This window comes from Cytobacillus sp. MT66 (assembly GCF_058792595.1).
Genome location: NZ_JBXAFB010000008.1, coordinates 76,636 through 94,763, shown reverse-complemented (window position 1 = coordinate 94,763; position 18,128 = coordinate 76,636). Strand labels below are relative to the sequence as shown.

Annotated in this window: 18 protein-coding genes and 2 pseudogenes; 16 read left to right on the top strand and 4 right to left on the bottom strand. The window is 35.2% G+C overall.

Features of this window, described 5'->3' with window-relative positions; all coding sequences use genetic code 11:
- Positions 1-228: 228 nt before the first annotated feature.
- Positions 229-603 (bottom strand): annotated as a pseudogene (locus AC1Q59_RS15470) (restriction endonuclease); the annotation flags it as partial.
- A gap of 12 nt (positions 604-615) precedes the next feature.
- Positions 616-1,161, bottom strand: coding sequence for a hypothetical protein (locus AC1Q59_RS15465; RefSeq protein ID WP_492366749.1), 546 nt, complete (start codon positions 1,159-1,161; stop codon positions 616-618).
- Between the two features lie 787 nt (positions 1,162-1,948).
- Here AC1Q59_RS15465 and AC1Q59_RS15460 point away from each other — a divergent pair.
- From AC1Q59_RS15460 to AC1Q59_RS15405, 12 genes and pseudogenes are all read left to right on the top strand, one after another.
- Complete coding sequence (locus tag AC1Q59_RS15460) at positions 1,949-2,113, top strand: hypothetical protein (protein ID WP_492366748.1); 165 nt, start codon at positions 1,949-1,951, stop codon at positions 2,111-2,113.
- A gap of 12 nt (positions 2,114-2,125) precedes the next feature.
- Positions 2,126-2,353 carry a hypothetical protein gene (locus AC1Q59_RS15455; RefSeq protein WP_492366747.1) on the top strand — a complete coding sequence of 76 codons (228 nt, stop codon included), beginning with the start codon at positions 2,126-2,128 and terminating at the stop codon, positions 2,351-2,353.
- Positions 2,354-2,460: 107 nt separating this feature from the next.
- Positions 2,461-3,036, top strand: a complete 576-nt coding sequence (locus tag AC1Q59_RS15450; RefSeq protein WP_492366746.1) for a JAB domain-containing protein — start codon at positions 2,461-2,463, stop codon at positions 3,034-3,036.
- Between the two features lie 36 nt (positions 3,037-3,072).
- Positions 3,073-3,228 (top strand): hypothetical protein, encoded by a 156-nt coding sequence (locus tag AC1Q59_RS15445; protein ID WP_492366745.1) that lies wholly within the window; start codon positions 3,073-3,075, stop codon positions 3,226-3,228.
- A gap of 31 nt (positions 3,229-3,259) precedes the next feature.
- Positions 3,260-4,141 (top strand): tyrosine-type recombinase/integrase, encoded by an 882-nt coding sequence (locus AC1Q59_RS15440; protein ID WP_492366744.1) that lies wholly within the window; start codon positions 3,260-3,262, stop codon positions 4,139-4,141.
- Between the two features lie 4 nt (positions 4,142-4,145).
- A complete protein-coding gene (locus AC1Q59_RS15435; protein WP_492366743.1) occupies positions 4,146-4,457 on the top strand; it encodes a helix-turn-helix domain-containing protein in 312 nt (103 codons plus the stop codon).
- Between the two features lie 10 nt (positions 4,458-4,467).
- Positions 4,468-5,826 carry a site-specific integrase gene (locus AC1Q59_RS15430; protein ID WP_492366742.1) on the top strand — a complete coding sequence of 453 codons (1,359 nt, stop codon included), beginning with the start codon at positions 4,468-4,470 and terminating at the stop codon, positions 5,824-5,826.
- 82 nt (positions 5,827-5,908) lie between these two features.
- The gene (locus AC1Q59_RS15425; protein ID WP_492366741.1) at positions 5,909-6,724 is read left to right on the top strand and encodes a lipid II flippase Amj family protein; all 816 of its coding nucleotides are present in this window, start codon (positions 5,909-5,911) and stop codon (positions 6,722-6,724) included.
- A 116-nt stretch (positions 6,725-6,840) separates the two neighbouring features.
- Positions 6,841-6,993, top strand: a pseudogene (locus tag AC1Q59_RS15420) (JAB domain-containing protein); the annotation flags it as partial.
- 252 nt (positions 6,994-7,245) lie between these two features.
- Positions 7,246-8,214, top strand: a complete 969-nt coding sequence (locus tag AC1Q59_RS15415) for a DUF6744 family protein (protein WP_492366740.1) — start codon at positions 7,246-7,248, stop codon at positions 8,212-8,214.
- A gap of 29 nt (positions 8,215-8,243) precedes the next feature.
- On the top strand, positions 8,244-9,359 hold the full coding sequence (locus AC1Q59_RS15410) for an AAA family ATPase (RefSeq protein ID WP_492366739.1): 1,116 nt from the start codon (positions 8,244-8,246) through the stop codon (positions 9,357-9,359).
- Positions 9,360-9,371: 12 nt separating this feature from the next.
- The gene (locus AC1Q59_RS15405) at positions 9,372-10,928 is read left to right on the top strand and encodes a vWA domain-containing protein (protein WP_492366738.1); all 1,557 of its coding nucleotides are present in this window, start codon (positions 9,372-9,374) and stop codon (positions 10,926-10,928) included.
- Between the two features lie 292 nt (positions 10,929-11,220).
- Here the strand turns inward: AC1Q59_RS15405 and AC1Q59_RS15400 are convergent, their stop codons facing one another.
- On the bottom strand, positions 11,221-11,751 hold the full coding sequence (locus AC1Q59_RS15400; protein ID WP_492366737.1) for a DUF6166 domain-containing protein: 531 nt from the start codon (positions 11,749-11,751) through the stop codon (positions 11,221-11,223).
- 368 nt (positions 11,752-12,119) lie between these two features.
- On the opposite strand from AC1Q59_RS15400, the gene AC1Q59_RS15395 reads away from it, so the two are divergent.
- The 4 genes from AC1Q59_RS15395 (at position 12,120) to AC1Q59_RS15380 (ending at position 15,223) form a co-directional block, all read left to right on the top strand.
- Positions 12,120-13,016 (top strand): helix-turn-helix domain-containing protein, encoded by an 897-nt coding sequence (locus AC1Q59_RS15395; RefSeq protein WP_492366736.1) that lies wholly within the window; start codon positions 12,120-12,122, stop codon positions 13,014-13,016.
- 20 nt (positions 13,017-13,036) lie between these two features.
- A complete protein-coding gene (locus AC1Q59_RS15390; RefSeq protein WP_492366735.1) occupies positions 13,037-13,261 on the top strand; it encodes a hypothetical protein in 225 nt (74 codons plus the stop codon).
- Positions 13,262-13,553: 292 nt separating this feature from the next.
- Positions 13,554-14,909 (top strand): arsenic transporter, encoded by a 1,356-nt coding sequence (locus AC1Q59_RS15385; RefSeq protein WP_492366734.1) that lies wholly within the window; start codon positions 13,554-13,556, stop codon positions 14,907-14,909.
- 32 nt (positions 14,910-14,941) lie between these two features.
- Positions 14,942-15,223, top strand: coding sequence for a hypothetical protein (locus AC1Q59_RS15380; protein WP_492366733.1), 282 nt, complete (start codon positions 14,942-14,944; stop codon positions 15,221-15,223).
- 459 nt (positions 15,224-15,682) lie between these two features.
- Here the strand turns inward: AC1Q59_RS15380 and AC1Q59_RS15375 are convergent, their stop codons facing one another.
- Positions 15,683-16,804 carry a hypothetical protein gene (locus tag AC1Q59_RS15375; protein ID WP_492366732.1) on the bottom strand — a complete coding sequence of 374 codons (1,122 nt, stop codon included), beginning with the start codon at positions 16,802-16,804 and terminating at the stop codon, positions 15,683-15,685.
- Between the last annotated feature and the right edge of the window lie 1,324 nt (positions 16,805-18,128).

Below are 18,128 nucleotides of genomic sequence, written 5' to 3'. Positions count from 1 at the left end.
AAGCACGTATTCAAAAAAAGCATATAAATTGAGCAGCACCTCCTGGTATGATCAACATATCAATTTATTGGAGGTGCTTTTCATATGCCACAGCAAAGATTTATCATTGTTCCCGTCACATTATATACCAAAAACGATAATTCTTCTGCAAGCAGGACTTCCTCAAATCAAACTTGTAAGAACAAAACTGGCAACGCTAGGTGTGTCAAATCAATACAATTACATATATTATTTATCAAACATAAATTCGGCTTGATATTCGGAATGGGGTTTTATGACGACATGCTTTGTCGTGCCAGCCTTTTCCATTAGTTCAAATAAGCCATTTCGATTAATTAATTTAACTTTGTGTTTATTTGCTAAAGTAATAGCATTTTCAGTAAAGTAAGAATTTGTTATTACATAAGCTTCATGACAATTGTAAAAGTGCATTCCAGAAAAAACATCTTGAATAGCACTGTTAGTAATTTTGTTGCTATATCTTTTACATTGAACAGCAATTTTCTTACCGTTTTTATATGTTATTATATCTACGCCTTCATCACCAGAAGCTTTTGTTATTTGTGGATTTTCATAGTCATTCTTTTGAAGCAGATTTTTGACAAAATGCTCAAATTATTCGCCTGTCATTTTATTGACTTCTTCCATTGAATAATTCATTCTTTCCTTTTTAATTCTAGCTTGTTCAATTCTCCATTTTGATACAGTATTTGACTCAGCTTTAACAATAGAACGAGCATTAGGAATATGTATTGATTGTTGTCTTGTAAAGCTGGATATTTCGTTTGATTTCTTTTCTAAATAATCACATCGTCTCCAGAGAATAAATGCCAATAATCCAAATAAACTCGCAGTTATCAAAGCCATTTCTATATTATAATTCACCCAAATAATCATAGAGCCGAATACAGTAAACATGAGGCTTATACCAGATGCCCAATTATATTTATAAGCTCGGCTTGATAAATCTAAAGTGCTCTTGGTACCGAACTTTTCAATAACCTTACGTGATACTTCATTTTTCTCTTCAGATATTTGTTCCTCTAAGCACCTATAACATTTTAATTCTATTTTCTTTTTTTCATTATTAAAGCTTTCATATATAACTTTTTCAAACGATTGTGTATATCCAATTAGTTCCCCATGCTTTGAGCAATACAATTGCAATCTCTAATGGTTGGAACGTTTTTATTGTTTGATTTCTTTTTATATCGGTGATTTCGATAATAATAGCTCATGTAATCACTCCCTTACATAATTTTACCATTGTTTATTATGTAAAATGACTTAGAAATTTTTAAACGCCAGTACAATGAGGATCTTGCCAAAAACACCATTCAAGAAATAAAGGTGAAGCATTGTGCCTGTTGAGGGACTTAAGCTGCTGAATTACTTTGAGGATTCTATTATTTATTTATTTTAAAGTCTTTTTCAAGACTTTATATTTTTCCTCGTCATTTTATGACGGGGGGATGGGTCATTTAATGATGGGCGGAATTTCTGCCCATCATTTGGTGACGGGTCCGCCTATCATTTGGTGATGGGCGGAGTTATACACCTTTTTAAAAAAACCTGTGGATAATCCCGCCCGTCATTTAGTGACGGGCGCCGCCTATCATTTCATGACGGGCGCCTGTCATTCATTGATGGGTATCGCCTATCATTTGGTGACGGGTATCCGTCAATTAATGATGCACTATAAATTATCCAATCTATTTAACTACTTTATTTGAATGTTGTAAGCATTTGTAAATAAATATATAATATAAAATATATTATCTTTCTTTTCTTTTTATTTGCGATTCCGTATGGAATTTGCGGTGGACAGTAATATAAGCCTTTGGGCTGTTTGCGATACATAGCTGTTTTTGCTATGAGAACAAACTAGCTCAAGGGCTTTTTTTGTTGTCGAAAGATAATGAAAAACTTGAGAAAGGGTATTGTAGTAATGAATGAAAATAGCATGGTTAGACAAGGAGAAAAGGATGAATGCAACATTATTTATTCTTTTACAAGAAAGGATGCTATAGAAACTGGAGTTTTAGTTGATGCAAGTACCGTGGCAAAAAAAGCGGGCGTTAAACTCCCAACAGCTATCACTAGTAATGTATGAGGAGAAGTAGTTGTGCCGGATGAATTCGCTCTTAAAAATGGTGAAGATTCAACGGAAAGATTTCGGAATATCCTTAATGTATTTACTTTTTTTGCAAGAATATCTAATGGAGATACAGTTGAGTTTCCGGTGTATTGTACAAATGACGGTCAATTAAAAGAGGTTGTTTTAAAAGCTGTTATTGGCCCAGGGGACGACTTAGCTCCTGTAAAGAAAACTTTAGTAGTTGTTAGCAAATGAAATAAACATTTAAAGTGACATATTAAATCAAGCCTTCCCCTTCGGCTATAAACGAGGTGGCACATTCAACCGCCACTTCGTTGGTTGAATGTGGGAAAGGAGTCGAAATGGATATTCAGTTAAAACTAGATAGTGAAGCAAAATCACATATTGATATTGTTCGTGAAAAAGTTTCTTACTATGGGGAAGAGCATGTAAATATTGCGGATTTATTAACCCTAATTATTGGAAGATCAACCAATACTGAAAGTTGTTATAAGCTTTCTTCTTTACCAGTCCGCGAAATATTCAATCTTGCCCCAGGAGATATTCAGGATCTAGGTTTCTCCAAAGTGATTGGTGAACGATTACATGCAGCCATTTTACTTGCAAAGAAGTTAAACAAACTTTCTTTGCCAGAGACAGTGACAGTACGTTCACCGGAGGATGCAGCAAAGTTTTTAATGTATACGAGGCATTACGATCAAGAAGTATTTACAGTTTTAACTTTAGATACAAAAAATAATATCACTTCTAAAAAAGAGGTATTTAAGGGCTCATTGAATGCTTCAATCGTCCATCCGAGAGAATGCTTTAATTTTGCTCTTCAAAAAAATGCTGCTAGTATTATCGTTTCGCATAACCATCGGAGAATGTTTATGTTCACTTCTTTATTTCATTATGATATATTAGGTGTTGACTAATATATTAAGGTGGTACTTAAAGAAGGTGGATGTTCAATGGGGAATAAATCTTTTTTGAGGTTGGTAAATGGTGAGGTTGAGAAGAACTTATCATTTCCAACTTATGAGGAGTCTTTAGACTATCAAGCTAAATTAATAGGATTATGGGAGCAGCAGCAGCGTGTGTTAGGCTACACCACTGCTTCTACTTAATACAAGAAATATTAGTGAGTTTCTAGAAGCTGTGGAAAAATTTATATGGGAAGTATCAACAGAAGATATTGATCATTTTTATGCTCAATTAGTTGGAAGGGGACTAGCCTACTCTACTCGTAGAAAGTATCAGTCCAATATTACAACATTTTTAGATTACTTGAGGTCTAGGCATAGTCATGTAATATGGGAGAAATATGGAGTAGTTGTTCCAACAGTATTAGACAAGTTTAATCGTCATTACCATAGAAATGATGATAGTGATGGTGTAGTAATACCACCCAGACCAGAAGTATTACAAAGATTTTGGGATGGACTAAAACAGCAAATGAGTACAGCTAGAAAGTATTCTACTCTTGCTCGTGATTATACTTTATTTAGACTTTTAGCTTTAGCTGGGTTACGTATAAATGAATCAGTAATGTTGGATGTGAAAGATTGTCGATTTGATCTGGGGGAAAAGGGTAAGTTACATGTTCGGTTTGGCAAAGGTTCAAAAGGTTCAGGATATAAATCGAGATGGGTTCCAATGCTTGACGAATTAGATGAACTTCTTAAATGGTACCTAGAAAATGTTCGTCCTTTATTTACTAACGCAACAGAAGGGCCATTATTTCTTTCAGAAAATGGTAATCGATTAAATAGAGATACAGCTCGTTCTAGTTTGCCAAGAAGGCAAAAGTCACTTGGCTTTTCTGAAGACGAGATGTTTAGCCCTCATCAGTTACGACATGCTTTTGCATCTAATTTGACGGAACGAGGAGTAGACCTATTAACTTTAAAGAATTTATTAGGTCATGTAGAAATTAGCACTACATTTACTTATACTACACCTAGCTCTGACTATATAGAAACAAGGGTGCGTCTATCACAAGAGAAATGGCGTAAATTGCTTCACGAGGAGGAGGAATAATCCAATGGCCTTAGAGTGGAGATTAAGAAACGTAATGGCAGATAAAGGCATTTGGTCAGGTGCTGAACTAGGTCGGCTAATGGAAAGTAAAGCTGGTTATAAATTATCCCCTCCATCTATAAGCGCGCTACTGACAGAAGAACCAAAACAAGTAAAAGCACAAACCATGGATGCTTTATGTACAGCACTTGATTGTACTCCTTCTGATTTGTGGAAACATACACCAACATATACTGAAGCTTTAAAACCTACCAAGCAGCAACAAGAGAAAAAAGCAGTGAATGGTACGGATAATAAAAAGCTCCCACCAATTTGAGGTGTTGATAATGGATATAAAATTATGTACAGACTGCGGAATTCCCTTGACCCCATCTCTAATCAAAAATAAGAAAATAAGATGTACTTTGTGTATCGCCAATAAACGTATTGAATACCTAGTATCGGAAGAATATACAAAAGCTACATTTTCAAAAACATGGTCTAAAAACATATATTTAAGATACAAGGCTTTTTTAGAGGAAAATAAAATTGGTAAGGAAAAAATTAGTAAAACTTTGAAGAAAGCCTCGGATACCTTTCTTGAAGCAGAAAAGTGTTTTAATAGACCACATCTGATTAATGCGGAGTGGATAAATGATGTGGTTAATAGAATAGACCCTCGTGGTGGACACAAGCCTAGCTTAGAATCATTTTTAGTCAAGGAAGGAATAATATCCCTTAAAAATGAAGAGAAACGGTTAGAAGGGGCTATTGAGAGACAAATCAGCAAGGTGCCCGAAAAATTCAGGAGACTAATTGAGGTTTATTACAATGAAAAAAGGTTTTTAAGAAAGAGGCAAATTGAGCAAAATGCCAGAAAACCATTATCCATGAAAACCATTGAAACTGATATTGGAATTTTTTTGAGGTTTTCAAATTGGATTGACGAACTTTACCCAGAAATTTCAACTTGGGGACTATTACAGGAAGAACACGTTCATTCTTTCTTAGTAACGTTATCAAATCAACAAAGAGAAATTGTAAGAAAAAATCTTAATATTTTATTTAAACTAGCTAAGAAGAAGAGAATGATTATTCATATACCTATCATGGATAGCCCAGCGAGAGAATATCCAAGAAAAATGGAACCTCTAACTATTGAAGAACAGAAAACTATAGCAAAAGTAATTAGCGCTAATATTTACAAGGAACCATTATCGTGTCTTTTAGCTTCCTTTTGTTTTTATCATGGACTTTCGTCAAAGGAAATAAGTTCTATTAAAATCAATCATATTAATTTAGATGGCAAATGTATTTACATTAATGAAAGACCCCCTGTCTACTTAACCAACGAGGATTTATTAATTCTCCAAAACTATGCAGAGGAAAGAGCAATAATAAAAAATATCGATAAGAAAACCTATCTATTTGTTTCAAAAGCATTTTCTTATGAAGATAAACCAGTTAGAAAAGGGTTTATAAATAATTATGTAAAAGAACTCACTGGCCATACACCAAAAAGATTACGCATTTCTTGTTTTAGCGCCCTTTCAGCTATGTATGGACCACAATATCTTATTGAAGCATTTGGGTTATCACTAACACAATCGTCAAGATACGGAAAGATGGAAGAATTTTTAGTTGAAGAAGAGGTACGTGAGCAACGAGAGGGGTTCCAAGAATATAGTACGAAACTTAATAGGTAGTTTTAACTGACAGTTTAATTATATGACTCTAAGTAGGGAATAAATGCTAATATGGAAAGAAATATTAAAGTGGGTAACTACATTGGAACTCTTTTCAGAAAAATTAATCCTAATATCATTATTTATATTTATTATCCATTCTATCGAAACACTTGCGTATGCAGTTAGATTGTCTGGTGCAAGGGTAAGGTTACTAGCATCAGCGTTATCATTGTTTAATGTTATGGTAATAATCTCAAGAATGGCCAATATGATGCAACAGCCATTTACGGGAAGTCTAGTTGATAATGCCCCCAAAGAAAATACATTAGAATTTGTAGAAAATCAATTTAGAGTTATTATTGGCTCATCAACATTAGGAACAATAATGGGAATCCTATTACTTCCTACCTTTATTGCAATATTTTCAAGAGCAATAATTCATTTATCTGAGGAAAGAGGTTCTATTCCATCATTAATAAAGAAGGGCTTCTCGATTGAATATATAAAACGTGGATTTAAGCATATTCATTTGCCAAAGCTGTCTTACGTAAAAGATATACGGTTTAAAGATATTCCATTAAAATTGTTCGTAATTAATATGTTCATAACCGGAATATACACAATAGGGGTATTATCGGCTTTATATGCAGCCTTAATTATCCCTGAAAGGGCATCAACGTCTATAATGGCATCAGGGCTAATAAATGGAATAGCAACAATTTTACTTACTATTTTTATTGATCCCAAAATATCCATTCTCGCTGATGACGTGATTAACCAGAGGGGGAGTTACACTAACCTCAAAGGTGCATCAGTTATGATGATTATTTCTCGATTATTTGGAACCATACTTGCTCAATTGTTATTTATTCCAGGAGCCGAATATATTGCGTGGTTTACTAAATTCATTGCTTAAAATTTTTCTCTTCTTCAACCAAAAAGGGTGCTATAGTAAGAAAACATATTAATCCTATTTAAAGTTGAGTATGTTTAGCTTAAACTTAACTTTTTTTGTGAGAACATACACTTTTCCATCCTTCGGGACAAAGCCAACCTAGCAGAGAGGATGTAGAAATATCAAAAAGACTTACTGAAACAGGTAAAATAGTTGGGATCAGCGTGCTTGACCACATCATTATTGGTGATGGGAATTTTACCAGTCTCAAAGAAAAGGGGGTCTTTTAAAATGAGTACTTCCTGTAACAAGTTCCTAAAAGCGCAACTAGCAAAAGGCGGACAAAGTGCATATGTGGCTTGGTTAATGCTTGCTTCGATTGAAAAAAACAAAAAGGATTTGTTGAAAAGGGCTAATTTGTCATTTATTCAGTCAAATTATCAAAGGATACTAAGGTCAAAAAACTGAGCGAGTTAGTCATTCAGACTGCTCGCTTTTTTTATGGGATAAAAATAAAAAAGAAAAAAGGAGAGGGTTTCATAATGGCTATGGATTTAAGTCAAGTAGCTGCAGTTGAAAACAATAAAGGTGAGAAAAATCAAAGTATTATTGGTTATCTTAGCTGGTATTCTGTTGGCGAGGCAAATTATGACCGTAATGAACTTAGAAAATCCTTTTTATCAAATGATTTCGAGGAAGGAGATCTTCCTAACGAGATTCGCGCTGCTGATGCATTTAGGCGAGCAACAAAAGACATCGAGATGAAACGGGTAGAAACTGCACAAGCAGGGGTTTATAAAAACTTTATTGTTCGAAATGTCTGTAATACAGATCAGATTATTCAGAGGAATATTGTGGAGGAAACCGTTGATTCCAAAGGACAAACACTTTCTTATAAACAGAATGAAGCTATTCTTCTGTTTAATAAGAACACTGGAATTATCAGTAAAACTATAGTAAATGAAAGTAGCATGGCCGAAGAATTGGCAGATGAAGCTTGTAAATTGTTTGAGTTATACAAAACCTGTCATAACGGACAAGCTGTTCGAATGGCCGCAACTGATATTTTAAAAACAATGTCCCCTACACCAGTTAGACCATCCGGTGGCGTTTATTTTATTCCAGCCAAACATAAAAACAAGTTGCGTAGATTGGTCAGCTTCCTTAACTCCTTGGAAAAAGGGGAGGGGTTCATGATTCCACTAATTAGGACGGATGAAAACCGAGATATGCTCCAACAAAAGGTATTAGAGCATCTTCAAGGCACGTTAACAAGCTGTCAAGAACTTGCTAAACAAGAAAAAGTGCCGACTGCGCAATTTAAGATACTAGCTAATGAAGCAAAACGAGTAGTTGCTGACTTATCAGATTATCGAGAAATTGTCACAGAAGCACAAGAAAAAATGGATAATTATCAAGAGTTAATTATTGGTGCTGTCGAAGCTCTTTTAGACAGAGCTGCGGAACAATCAGCCAATAACAAAAGAAGAAAATCAATTGAAGGTTACTAAAAATCTTTATGAAAAGGAGAAAGATTATCATGAATAATTCAATTCAAAAATTAAACGAATGGGTAAAATACTTGTCTTGTAAATACGTGGAACGTGAAGAAGTAATAAAAGCTATTTATTTAAGTATTATCGCCCGTCAGCATACCCTATTAATTGGACCCCCGGGTACTGGAAAATCCGCCTTAGTCATGGACATAGGGAGATCAATTAATAATGCTCGTTACTTCCAATGGCTACTAGGACGTTTTACAACCCCAGAGGAAATGTTTGGTCCTGTTAGCTTGACTGAACTGGAAAAGGGTGTATACAAGCGGAATACGGATCACAAAATGCCCACTTCACATTTATCGTTTTTGGACGAAATCTTTAAGGGGAATTCTGCCATTCTGAACGCCTTACTCACACTAATAAATGAACGTTTATTCTATAACAATGGTGTTCCAGTTCAGTCACCATTAATAAGTGTGATTGGAGCAAGTAATGAATTTCCAGAGGATAACGAGAGTCTCGAAGCCCTATTTGACCGATTTCTACTTCGATTTGAGGTGGATTATATTGGTGAAGATTCTAGCTTTATAGCCATGCTCCAAGGGATTGATGTTACACAACCCAACGAATACTTGTCCTTAAATGATATTGATGATTTACAAATGTTTACGGATATGACACATATTCCATCGGATGTATACGAGACCTTAAGAAAAATTCGTGCAGAATTAAAGGATGAAGGGATTCGACCATCTGATCGTCGTTTTCGCCAGTCATTAACCATTTTAAAAGCTAAAGCAGTTTTAGATGGACGAGCAACCGTTGAAGTCGAGGACATCATGCTTCTAAAGGATAGTTTATGGGAAAATGTTGATCAAAAGGCTAAAGTACATGAAACCGTAACTAAGCATGCACAGGACATTGTAAAAACTCGTTTAATTGAAATTACGGCAGAAGGGAAAGAGATTTACGAACAAGTGAAGGCCGAACAGTCCTCCGAAGTAGCACTTGAGGCGACCTCAAAAATGAAGGCTCTATTGAAGGATTTAGCCCAATTATCCAATGATAATCCTCAAAAAGAAAACGAAATTCAGGCAGTTCGGGTAAAAATTGAGAAATCTCAAAAACAAATTGCTTCTCTAATGTTAGGTATATAGGGGGAAGCACATATGAAAAAACGTGAATCAGTAGTAAATACAGACCGGTTTGATCGTAGGCGATTCGGGCAAATTTTAGAAATGTCCGAACGGCTGCAAGAATTAGATAAAGAGGGGCAAAAGGTTCTACCAACCTTTCGCTCTTTAATAGCTGATTTATGGGCGTCTCTTTATAAAATGAAACCTACTCTTTTAGAAAAAGAGGAATTTGATAAGGACTATCAAATAAATCACGATTTAATTGATAGAATTATGAGCGAGAAAGGATATTTTCAAGCAAGAATTGCGACGAGGTTAGATGATTTAAGTTCAGCTTTAGGAACCATCCATTTTTCTGAAAAGATTCATGATTGGGTGGAAGAACAAAAATCATTAAATGCTGATTTGCGTGATGCCCTTGAAGAGGCAATAAAAGCGCAACAAGCATTAAATCAGGCTCATGAAAAACAACAAGAGGCTCAAGAAAAAATTCTAGAAGCTGAGAAAAATAGTGATAGTAAGGCAAGAGGAATTGCCAAAAGAAGACAAACGAAAGCCAATAAGCAGGTGAATAAAGCACAGGTCAGCTTGGACCAAGCCATGCAGCAAGTCCAATCTCAACTTTTTCAGTCATTAAGTGAAGGGAGAAAACGGTTTAGTCAAGCGATTGCTGATGCATCTCAGGAAGCCCATGAAGCTAAAGTGGATTTGGTAAATCTCTTAGCCGGAGGAAGTGGTGCAGGAGTTGGTGAATCCGAACTTCAAAAACTTCCTTTACGTGATCAAATAAAGTTAGCTGGGCTCCTATCAAAAAATAAAAAAATGAAAGAGATTGCAGATTGGGCAGGTCGGTTTAAAGCCATTGCCCGAAAAAAGCAGAAAAACAAACAAGCGGAAACAATTGATCGTAGCGGTGTCACTCTAGGTATTGATGTAGAGCGACTATTGCCATCTGAATTGGCAGCTTACAAAAATCCATTAACGAAATTGGATTTTTTAAGACGCTATGCGGAAGGCCAAACTATGACGTATGCACGAGAAGGAAAGGAAACATTAGGAAAGGGACCTATTATTCTTTGTCTTGACCAAAGTGGATCAATGGCTAATATAGACGGTCAGAGTAAAGGGTTTGCTTTGGCCTTAATGATGATTGCCAAAAGACAGCGTCGAGATTTTGCTATCATTCCTTTTTCTAGCGCGTCTAAACAAAAAATGTTCTTTTATGAAAAAGGAAGGATGAAACCCTCCGATTTGGTAAACTTAGCTGAGACCTTTTTAGGTGGTGGAACAAGTTTTACCCCTCCATTACAAAAAGCGGTAAATATTATCGAAGGGAAAAAACTGTACAGTAAAGCAGACATTGTTTTTGTCACAGACGGTGATCCGGGTGATAAACATGCCTTATTGAAATATATTTCTTTAGAAGATGGTATGTTTACTAAAAAGAGAAAGGAGAAGAATTTTAACGTGATTTCCGTGTTAATCGGCCAAAGTGTGTCCGAATCCAACGTTAAATTATTTTCAGACAAAATTGTATGGGCTAGTGATTTTCAAAATGAAAGTGTTGCTAATGCGATCTTTACGATTTAAATTCTAAAAATCAGAAGGGAGGAAGCCCTCAATTAAAGGGGAGGCTATCCTCCTTTTATTTTAGGCAAGGTTATGGATCTACTTGATTTGCTTGAAATGTCCACCTCCAGGACTGAAACAGAAATAGAGGAGCATATTGAGGTTTTTAAATCAGTTTTGCAAAAAAAGAAGAAATTACTTTGGGTTAAGTAAATTAAGATTAATGTCTAACATTTATGGAGCAGTTAAGATTGAATGAACTGCACGAGTGCTTTTTGGATTTATACTAACAATATTTTAATAGCCCCTTTAATTAAGGCTTTATTATTGGTTCAGAAAACCATATTTCCCGGCTCGCATAATAATCATAAAGTTCATCAAAACTAGTTAATTGGTTGTTTAATTGTTTCACATATTCTTCTTCAACGTCATATATTTCACATGCCTTAATAACTGCCTCTTTTTCCGTAAATGCCTTTACCTCATGTATACGGTTTGCCTTTGCTTCTTCCCGGTATACTGCAACCATATAGGTGGTTTGTTTTCGAACTTCTTCAAATCTTTCATTAGCAGCGATCCAGGCCTCAATATCATTTTTAGCAAGTACTCCTCCACTATAGGGAACATCCGATATAATATCAGCCATGAATTTTAGGTGTAATCGATTACTGGTAAATTGATCCCTGAAGAGTAAGAGAATATTGAGTGCTAATTCAGCAGCTCCTGGTTCCTTAGCTCCCCATTCATAGGCAATTGGTTTGCTAAATTCTTTATACTTTTTTATCGAATGTGGTACATTTGTATCCGCTTCACCATTTAAATTCCTTGAAAGAACAACATCCATTCTAATTCCCCTATTCCACTATTTTCTATAATTTTAATATATAATGAACCGAAAATCGTATCAATATTATTTAAATAACAAACATAGAAATTAAAGAAGAATTACAAAGTCCTTTTAAAAAGGCAATGGGGAAGGGATTGCTATGTAATGTTATTGTTAATTAGTTTAAAATACTTATGAAACCCTCCCTGTTTTATATAAATAGAACGGGGATTTGATGACAGGCTCATTTCCAATCGCCTGTCGTTTTTTTGTTTAAAATAATAATACAGCAATTAATATGATGATGACAATATTTAATAATTTTGTACAAATAATAGGAATTATTGACTATAATACTAAAAGAGGATGAAAAAGGGGCCTTCCAAATGAGCATAGAAAGTATAAATTTTGGTGAAGTTCTAAACTCTTTAAGGACGTATAAAAAAATAGAAATTGCCGAATTGGCAGAGGGGATTTGCACCCCAGAAGACATAGAACTCTTTGAAAAAGAGCGTAAGTACCCAACAATGGAACAACTTGCAAAAATAGCCGAAAAATTAAATGTGCAGATTAATTACTTGTTTGATTATACAGCTAGTAGTCGTTTCAACTATGTTATAACGATTTCAAAGCTAATAAATAATTATAAAAGAGAGCGTAATTATCAAGCAATCTATGAAATAATTCAAAAAGAAAAAAACAATCCCATTTTCCGTAGTTTATCTCAGCAACAATTTTTATTATGGCATGAAGGAATTTGTGTTTTTTATTTAGAAAATAATAAAGAGTTAGCTATTGAATTATTAAAAAAGGCTATTAAACTAACCAATCCTAAATATGGGAAACTAACCGAAAATGAAGTAGATATCTTAGCCAGCATGGCGATAATTGAAAAAGATGCTCAAAACTTTGAAGAAGCCCTTTCATTATTTCTGGAAGCCCTTAATCATATTAGAGAGTTACCTTACATAAAGGATCCAACACTAGAAATAAAAATTCTTTATGGATACTCACAGTTACTAACAAAAGTAGGGGAATATGAAGAATCCTTAAAATATTGTAAGGTAGGTATAAAAGCTTGTATTGGAACAGAGTCCAGTTATCAGTTCGCTGATCTTCATTACCAGGCTGGAGAAAATTATATTAGATTGGGCCAGTTAGAAAAGGGTAATGAATATATGGAAAAAGCAATTAATTTGTTTAACATTCAAGGAAATGATGAATATGTTTTGTTGGTAAAAAAAGAACACAATAAACTTTTAACTGAATGTGTACATATTTAATTATTTGGAGGTAGGAAACCTTGAAAAAGCTTTTAGGTATTGGTATTTTATCACTTGGAATTATTGGACTAGCTAATGGGGTAACAGAAACTCAAGATGTCGCTGATTTACCATCCCGCCATAGTATTGAAATTATCGAATTAGCTGATCTACCATCTCGCCATAGTATCGAACCAATTAGTACTGTTGAAGTCGCAGATCTTCCCTCACGTCATGTTGTGGACCCAAATAGCGGCAGAGCGTAATCAAAGCTTAGGCATTGAACAATTATCATTTGTTCAATGCCTTTTTCATTAGTAGTGTTCTGAAAAAGGGGAGGAGGGGAGCATAACTTCCTTTACAAGTTCCATTTAAGTTGATTGGAATTTAATAGTCACTTTAACTAGGGATACAATTATCTCTATTGGACAAACATACATTTAGACAAAATTAGTCAATAATCTAGTTCCTTCTTTTTTTAGCCGAATATAAATATCAGCAAAGGGACATGCAGTGTCATTTGACCCTGGTCCTTAAGTAAAAAGAAGGAGTGAGAAAATGTCATCCGAATTAGGCATTACCATTTTTACTTTTGTCGTAACCATGCTTGTCATTTTTTGGCGACCCGGTGGGCTGAATGAAGCCTATCCTGCAGCTATTGGCGCAGGAATCATTTTACTGACAGGCATCGTGACCCGGGCAGATGTTTTAGATATTATCAGTAAAATTGGCGGAGCCTCCATTACGATTATAGCGACGATTGTCATGGCAGTTATTCTCGAAAGCTTTGGTTTCTTTCATTGGGCTGCTGCCAGGCTTGCCGGTTTTGCGAAAGGATCAGGTAACCGTCTATATTGGTATGTTCAACTTCTGTGTTTTTTGATGACACTATTATTCAATAATGATGGAAGCATCTTAATCACGACACCGATTTTGATTCTATTACTCAAAAATCTTCAGTTAAAACCGCATCAACAAATCCCCTATCTGGTAACAGGTGCCCTTACAGCTACCGCGTCAAGTGCTCCGATTGGTGTAAGCAATATCGTTAATCTCATTGCATTAGAAATTGTGGATATGACGCTTTATATGCATACAGCCATGATGTTTGTCCCGGCAACATTAGGATTATTATTTATGACCTGGTTGATGTTTATGGTAGTGAGGAAAAAGTTGCCCAAGGAATTGCCGAGTTTATCTCATGAAATTGAGGAAAGTTTTTTCACAAAACACTTCCATCCATTAAAAGGAAAATCCTCTGTCGTAACAAAGAAAAAACGAACAAAATTTATGTTAAAGGTATTGCTGTTTGTCTTTGTCATGCGCTGTTTGCTATTTGTAGCCTCTTTCCTTTCCATTCCGATTTCAATCGTTGCCGTAACTGGATCTGTTGCTTTACTGATATGGCGATGGTATCACCTGCGAACAAATCCCGTTGATATTTTGAAAAAGACTCCTTGGCACATCCTTGTTTTTGCCTTCTCCATGTATGTAATCATTTACGGGCTTCACAATGTAGGACTGACGGCACTTATTGTGAAATTATGTGATCCAATTGTCAATCAAGGGCTGCTTTATGCAAGCCTCACAATGGGTGGGCTCGTTTCGCTTCTTTCTAATATCTTTAATAATCACCCAGCCTTAATGATTGGAACAATTACTTTAACTGAAATGGGCCTTGATCCGATTACCTTAAAGACAATCTATCTTGCAAATATCATCGGAAGCGACATGGGTTCATTATTACTTCCAATCGGTACACTCGCGTCACTGATCTGGATGTATATACTCAAACAGCATAAGGTCAAAGTGAAATGGAAGGATTATTTAGGTGTATCCTTAGTTGTCATTCCAATTTCAACTATTTTTACTTTGTTCTTATTGTACTCTTGGCTGCAAATGGTTTTTGCCTAAAGATTAAGGGGAAACTTTTAGGAGGAAATATTTTGGCAGATTTAAACACTATGAGCGGTAAACAAATTAGCATACAAATAGGGAGGTTAACGGCTTACTATTTGATACAGGAAAAGATATCCTCGAACTGTACAATTGGAAGTTTTATTTTATATATCTCTTTGGGACATGTTCGTCAATTCCTGCTTGATAGCAATAAGGATGACCGTGTAGATTATCTTAGTGAGTTTTCCTGTATTGAAAATAAATACACCTATAAGAGTGTGCGGTGCACTTTTATAGGTGTTATTTTAAAAGATTTATCTCCGATTTAAAAAAAGAAAATATAGAATTAAAGTCTCTTTCTTCGTAAAATAACATATTTATTAAATAGACCATTATTTATAAAATATCAGGATTATTAAGAAAAACAAAATTAATAGGCTTTTTAAACTTTTGTCTCTAATCACTTATATATAAAGGGGTCTGGCTAATTTTAAGGAGTAAATTACCGAAATATTAGGTTATCAACAGGCCACTTTACAATTTTTTACATATTCAGAGAATCGTCAGTTAACAATTTACATATTAAGAGGGCGCCAAATGGAATAACCTTTATTCACAAGTTTTCTGTCGGAAAAAGTAATAGCACAAAAAAAAGCCCTTAGAGAAAAAAGCTACTTTTTTTGCTGCACAATGGCTTAATTTTTACTTATTCTAAGGGAAGATCTTCTATTAATTTTTAGTTAGAAACACAGATAGCCCTGTGAAAAATCAATTTTCACAAGGCTGAGTTATATAATAGCGTTCAGTTCTGGAATTTGTCTGTTTTTCGAGTATTCCCGAATTTTTGCGTTATGGATTAGCTCATATGGAAGCCTCTGCAATGCTTCTGGAAGATACTTTCTAAAAGCCATTCTGAAAAAGGCACCGATTGAGTAAAAATGGAAAGATCCTCTTTCTTGAATGCTAGTATGTATATGAACCCCAATCTTATCGACTGTTTCCAGGAAGAAGTTTTTAATGAACTTATTACGGACGTTGTAGTTTTTGTTATCATCATCCAGGAGATAGTTCAATTTATTCATAACCTCCTGCTTAAAGGAGAGCATTACATCGATTTGATCCCTCGGCTTAAATTTGATTTGGTGTCCTTCGAAGAAATAAGAAAGCTCCTTCGAGAGTTTTGCCATTAGAGGGTTTACATTGAACTCGTCGCTATTTTCCTCAACGCATTCAGGTTTTAAAGTGAAAACGATCTTCTTTACCCAAAGCTGCTTCCCGCGGAACTCGATTCCCTCGTATTCAATAGCAAACAGGGCCTCCAAAATACTTAATACTTTGCGAACCCCTTTGGCATTTTTATTTAATTGCTGCTTAAGTGTCTTCATTGTGCGTTCCTGCTTAACCTTATCAACTTTGCCACTTTTGCTGAAGGACATTCCAGTACGGAATTGGTTAAGCAATGCTAAAAACAGCTCGATTCCTTCCGGATTAGATGTACGGACAAATTCAGCTAGAATGTTTGTTTCAAAAAGGGCATGCGGAATTAGAAGGTAGTTAAGTACTCCTCCATTTCTCTCTGGTGTATTGTGTTTTTCTACATCCTTCAACACTAAAACAGGCAATCCTTCATGGATTTCCTCTTTTACAAAATTATACTTTTCTAGATACTGCCTTCCGCCCCAAAGAGTAGAATAAGAAATTCCTAGCTTTTTTGCCCAATAGGAAAGGTTATACTCTTTTAGTACCCCCCTTTGATTTTGCTCTAAATGCATTTGTTTTAGCATAGTTAAATAAACCACGTAAGCCGAGGCAGGGGGGCGATCATATGACTCATTACGGATAAATCGAAATTCTTCCAGTATGGCATGATGCATGCGGAAACCGGCAATTCTTATCTTAGAATGTTTCATTTAGTCGCACTCCTTTCGACAATTCACCTATTTTTCCTTAGGATTGATTATAACAAAACAAAAAAATAAAAATGTGCCCCCTTTAAGGGCTTTATCAACTTGCAAAATCGCTTGAACCCCCATATATCTCAAGGGTCTACGAAAAAGTTGAAATTGTTTTATGTGAGAGTAAACGTCAATATTTTTGGCGGAATAAGCATAATTGTGAGAGTAAACGTCAAATTATTACTCGTAAATTACTACGGGGACCCCTTATATATCAACGTTTTTGAAAGATTAGAATTAGATCGTGCAAAAATATTAAACTTAAATTTTTGCACGTTTATGTGAGAGCAAACGTCAATATAATCTCAAACTCCATTTTTACGTTACTTTTTGACCGTTATCTCAAGTCCACTAGGGAAGATATATGTATGGAATTTAAACAGTCAAAATAGAAAATGAGCTTCTTAGAGGGATTTCTATTTAAAAATGGAATTATTAGGGATGTAAAAAGGAATTATTAGTGTTTATAAACTGTATATTTACAATAAGAAGTGTTGTTTACGTTGTAAGATCTAATTATAAAAATCCAAAAAGATGCAAAAAGCGGTCGGCCCAAACCAATCATTGGTTGATGGCAGCGGGAAAGACAGAGAGGATCTTTTGCATTGTGAGAGCAAACGCCAGAGATGCAAATGGATGCAAAAAGCGTTCGTGCAAATAAATTAGTTGTTGTCAGTGTGGAAGACAGGAAAGAATCTTTTACATTGTGAGAGCAAACGCCAGAGATGCAAATGGATGCAAAAAGCGTTTGTGCAAATAAATAATTAGTTGTTGTCAGTGGGGAAGACAGGAAAGAATCTTTTACATTGTGAGAGCAAACGCCAGAGATGCAAATGGATGCAAAAAGCGTTTGTGCAAATAAATAATTAGTTGTTGTCAGTGGGGAAGACAGGAAAGAATCTTTTACATTGTGAGAGCAAACGTCAGAGATGCAAATGGATGCAAAAAGCGTTCGTGCAAATAAATAATTAGTTGTCGGCAGTGAGAAAGACAGGAAAGAATCTTTTGCATTGTGAGAGCAAACGTCAGAGATGCAAAACGATGCAAAAAGCGTTCGTGCAAACGAATAATTAGTTGTTGTCAGTGGGGAAGACAGGAAAGGATCTTTTGTATTGTGAAAGCAAACGTCAGAGATGCAAATGGATGCAAAAAGCGTTCGTGTCAAATCAATGATTGGTTGGTAGCATAGGGAAAAATAGAAAGGATCTTTTGTATTGTGAAAGCAAACGTCAGAGATGCAAATGGATGCAAAAAGCGTTCGTGTCAAATCAATGAAATT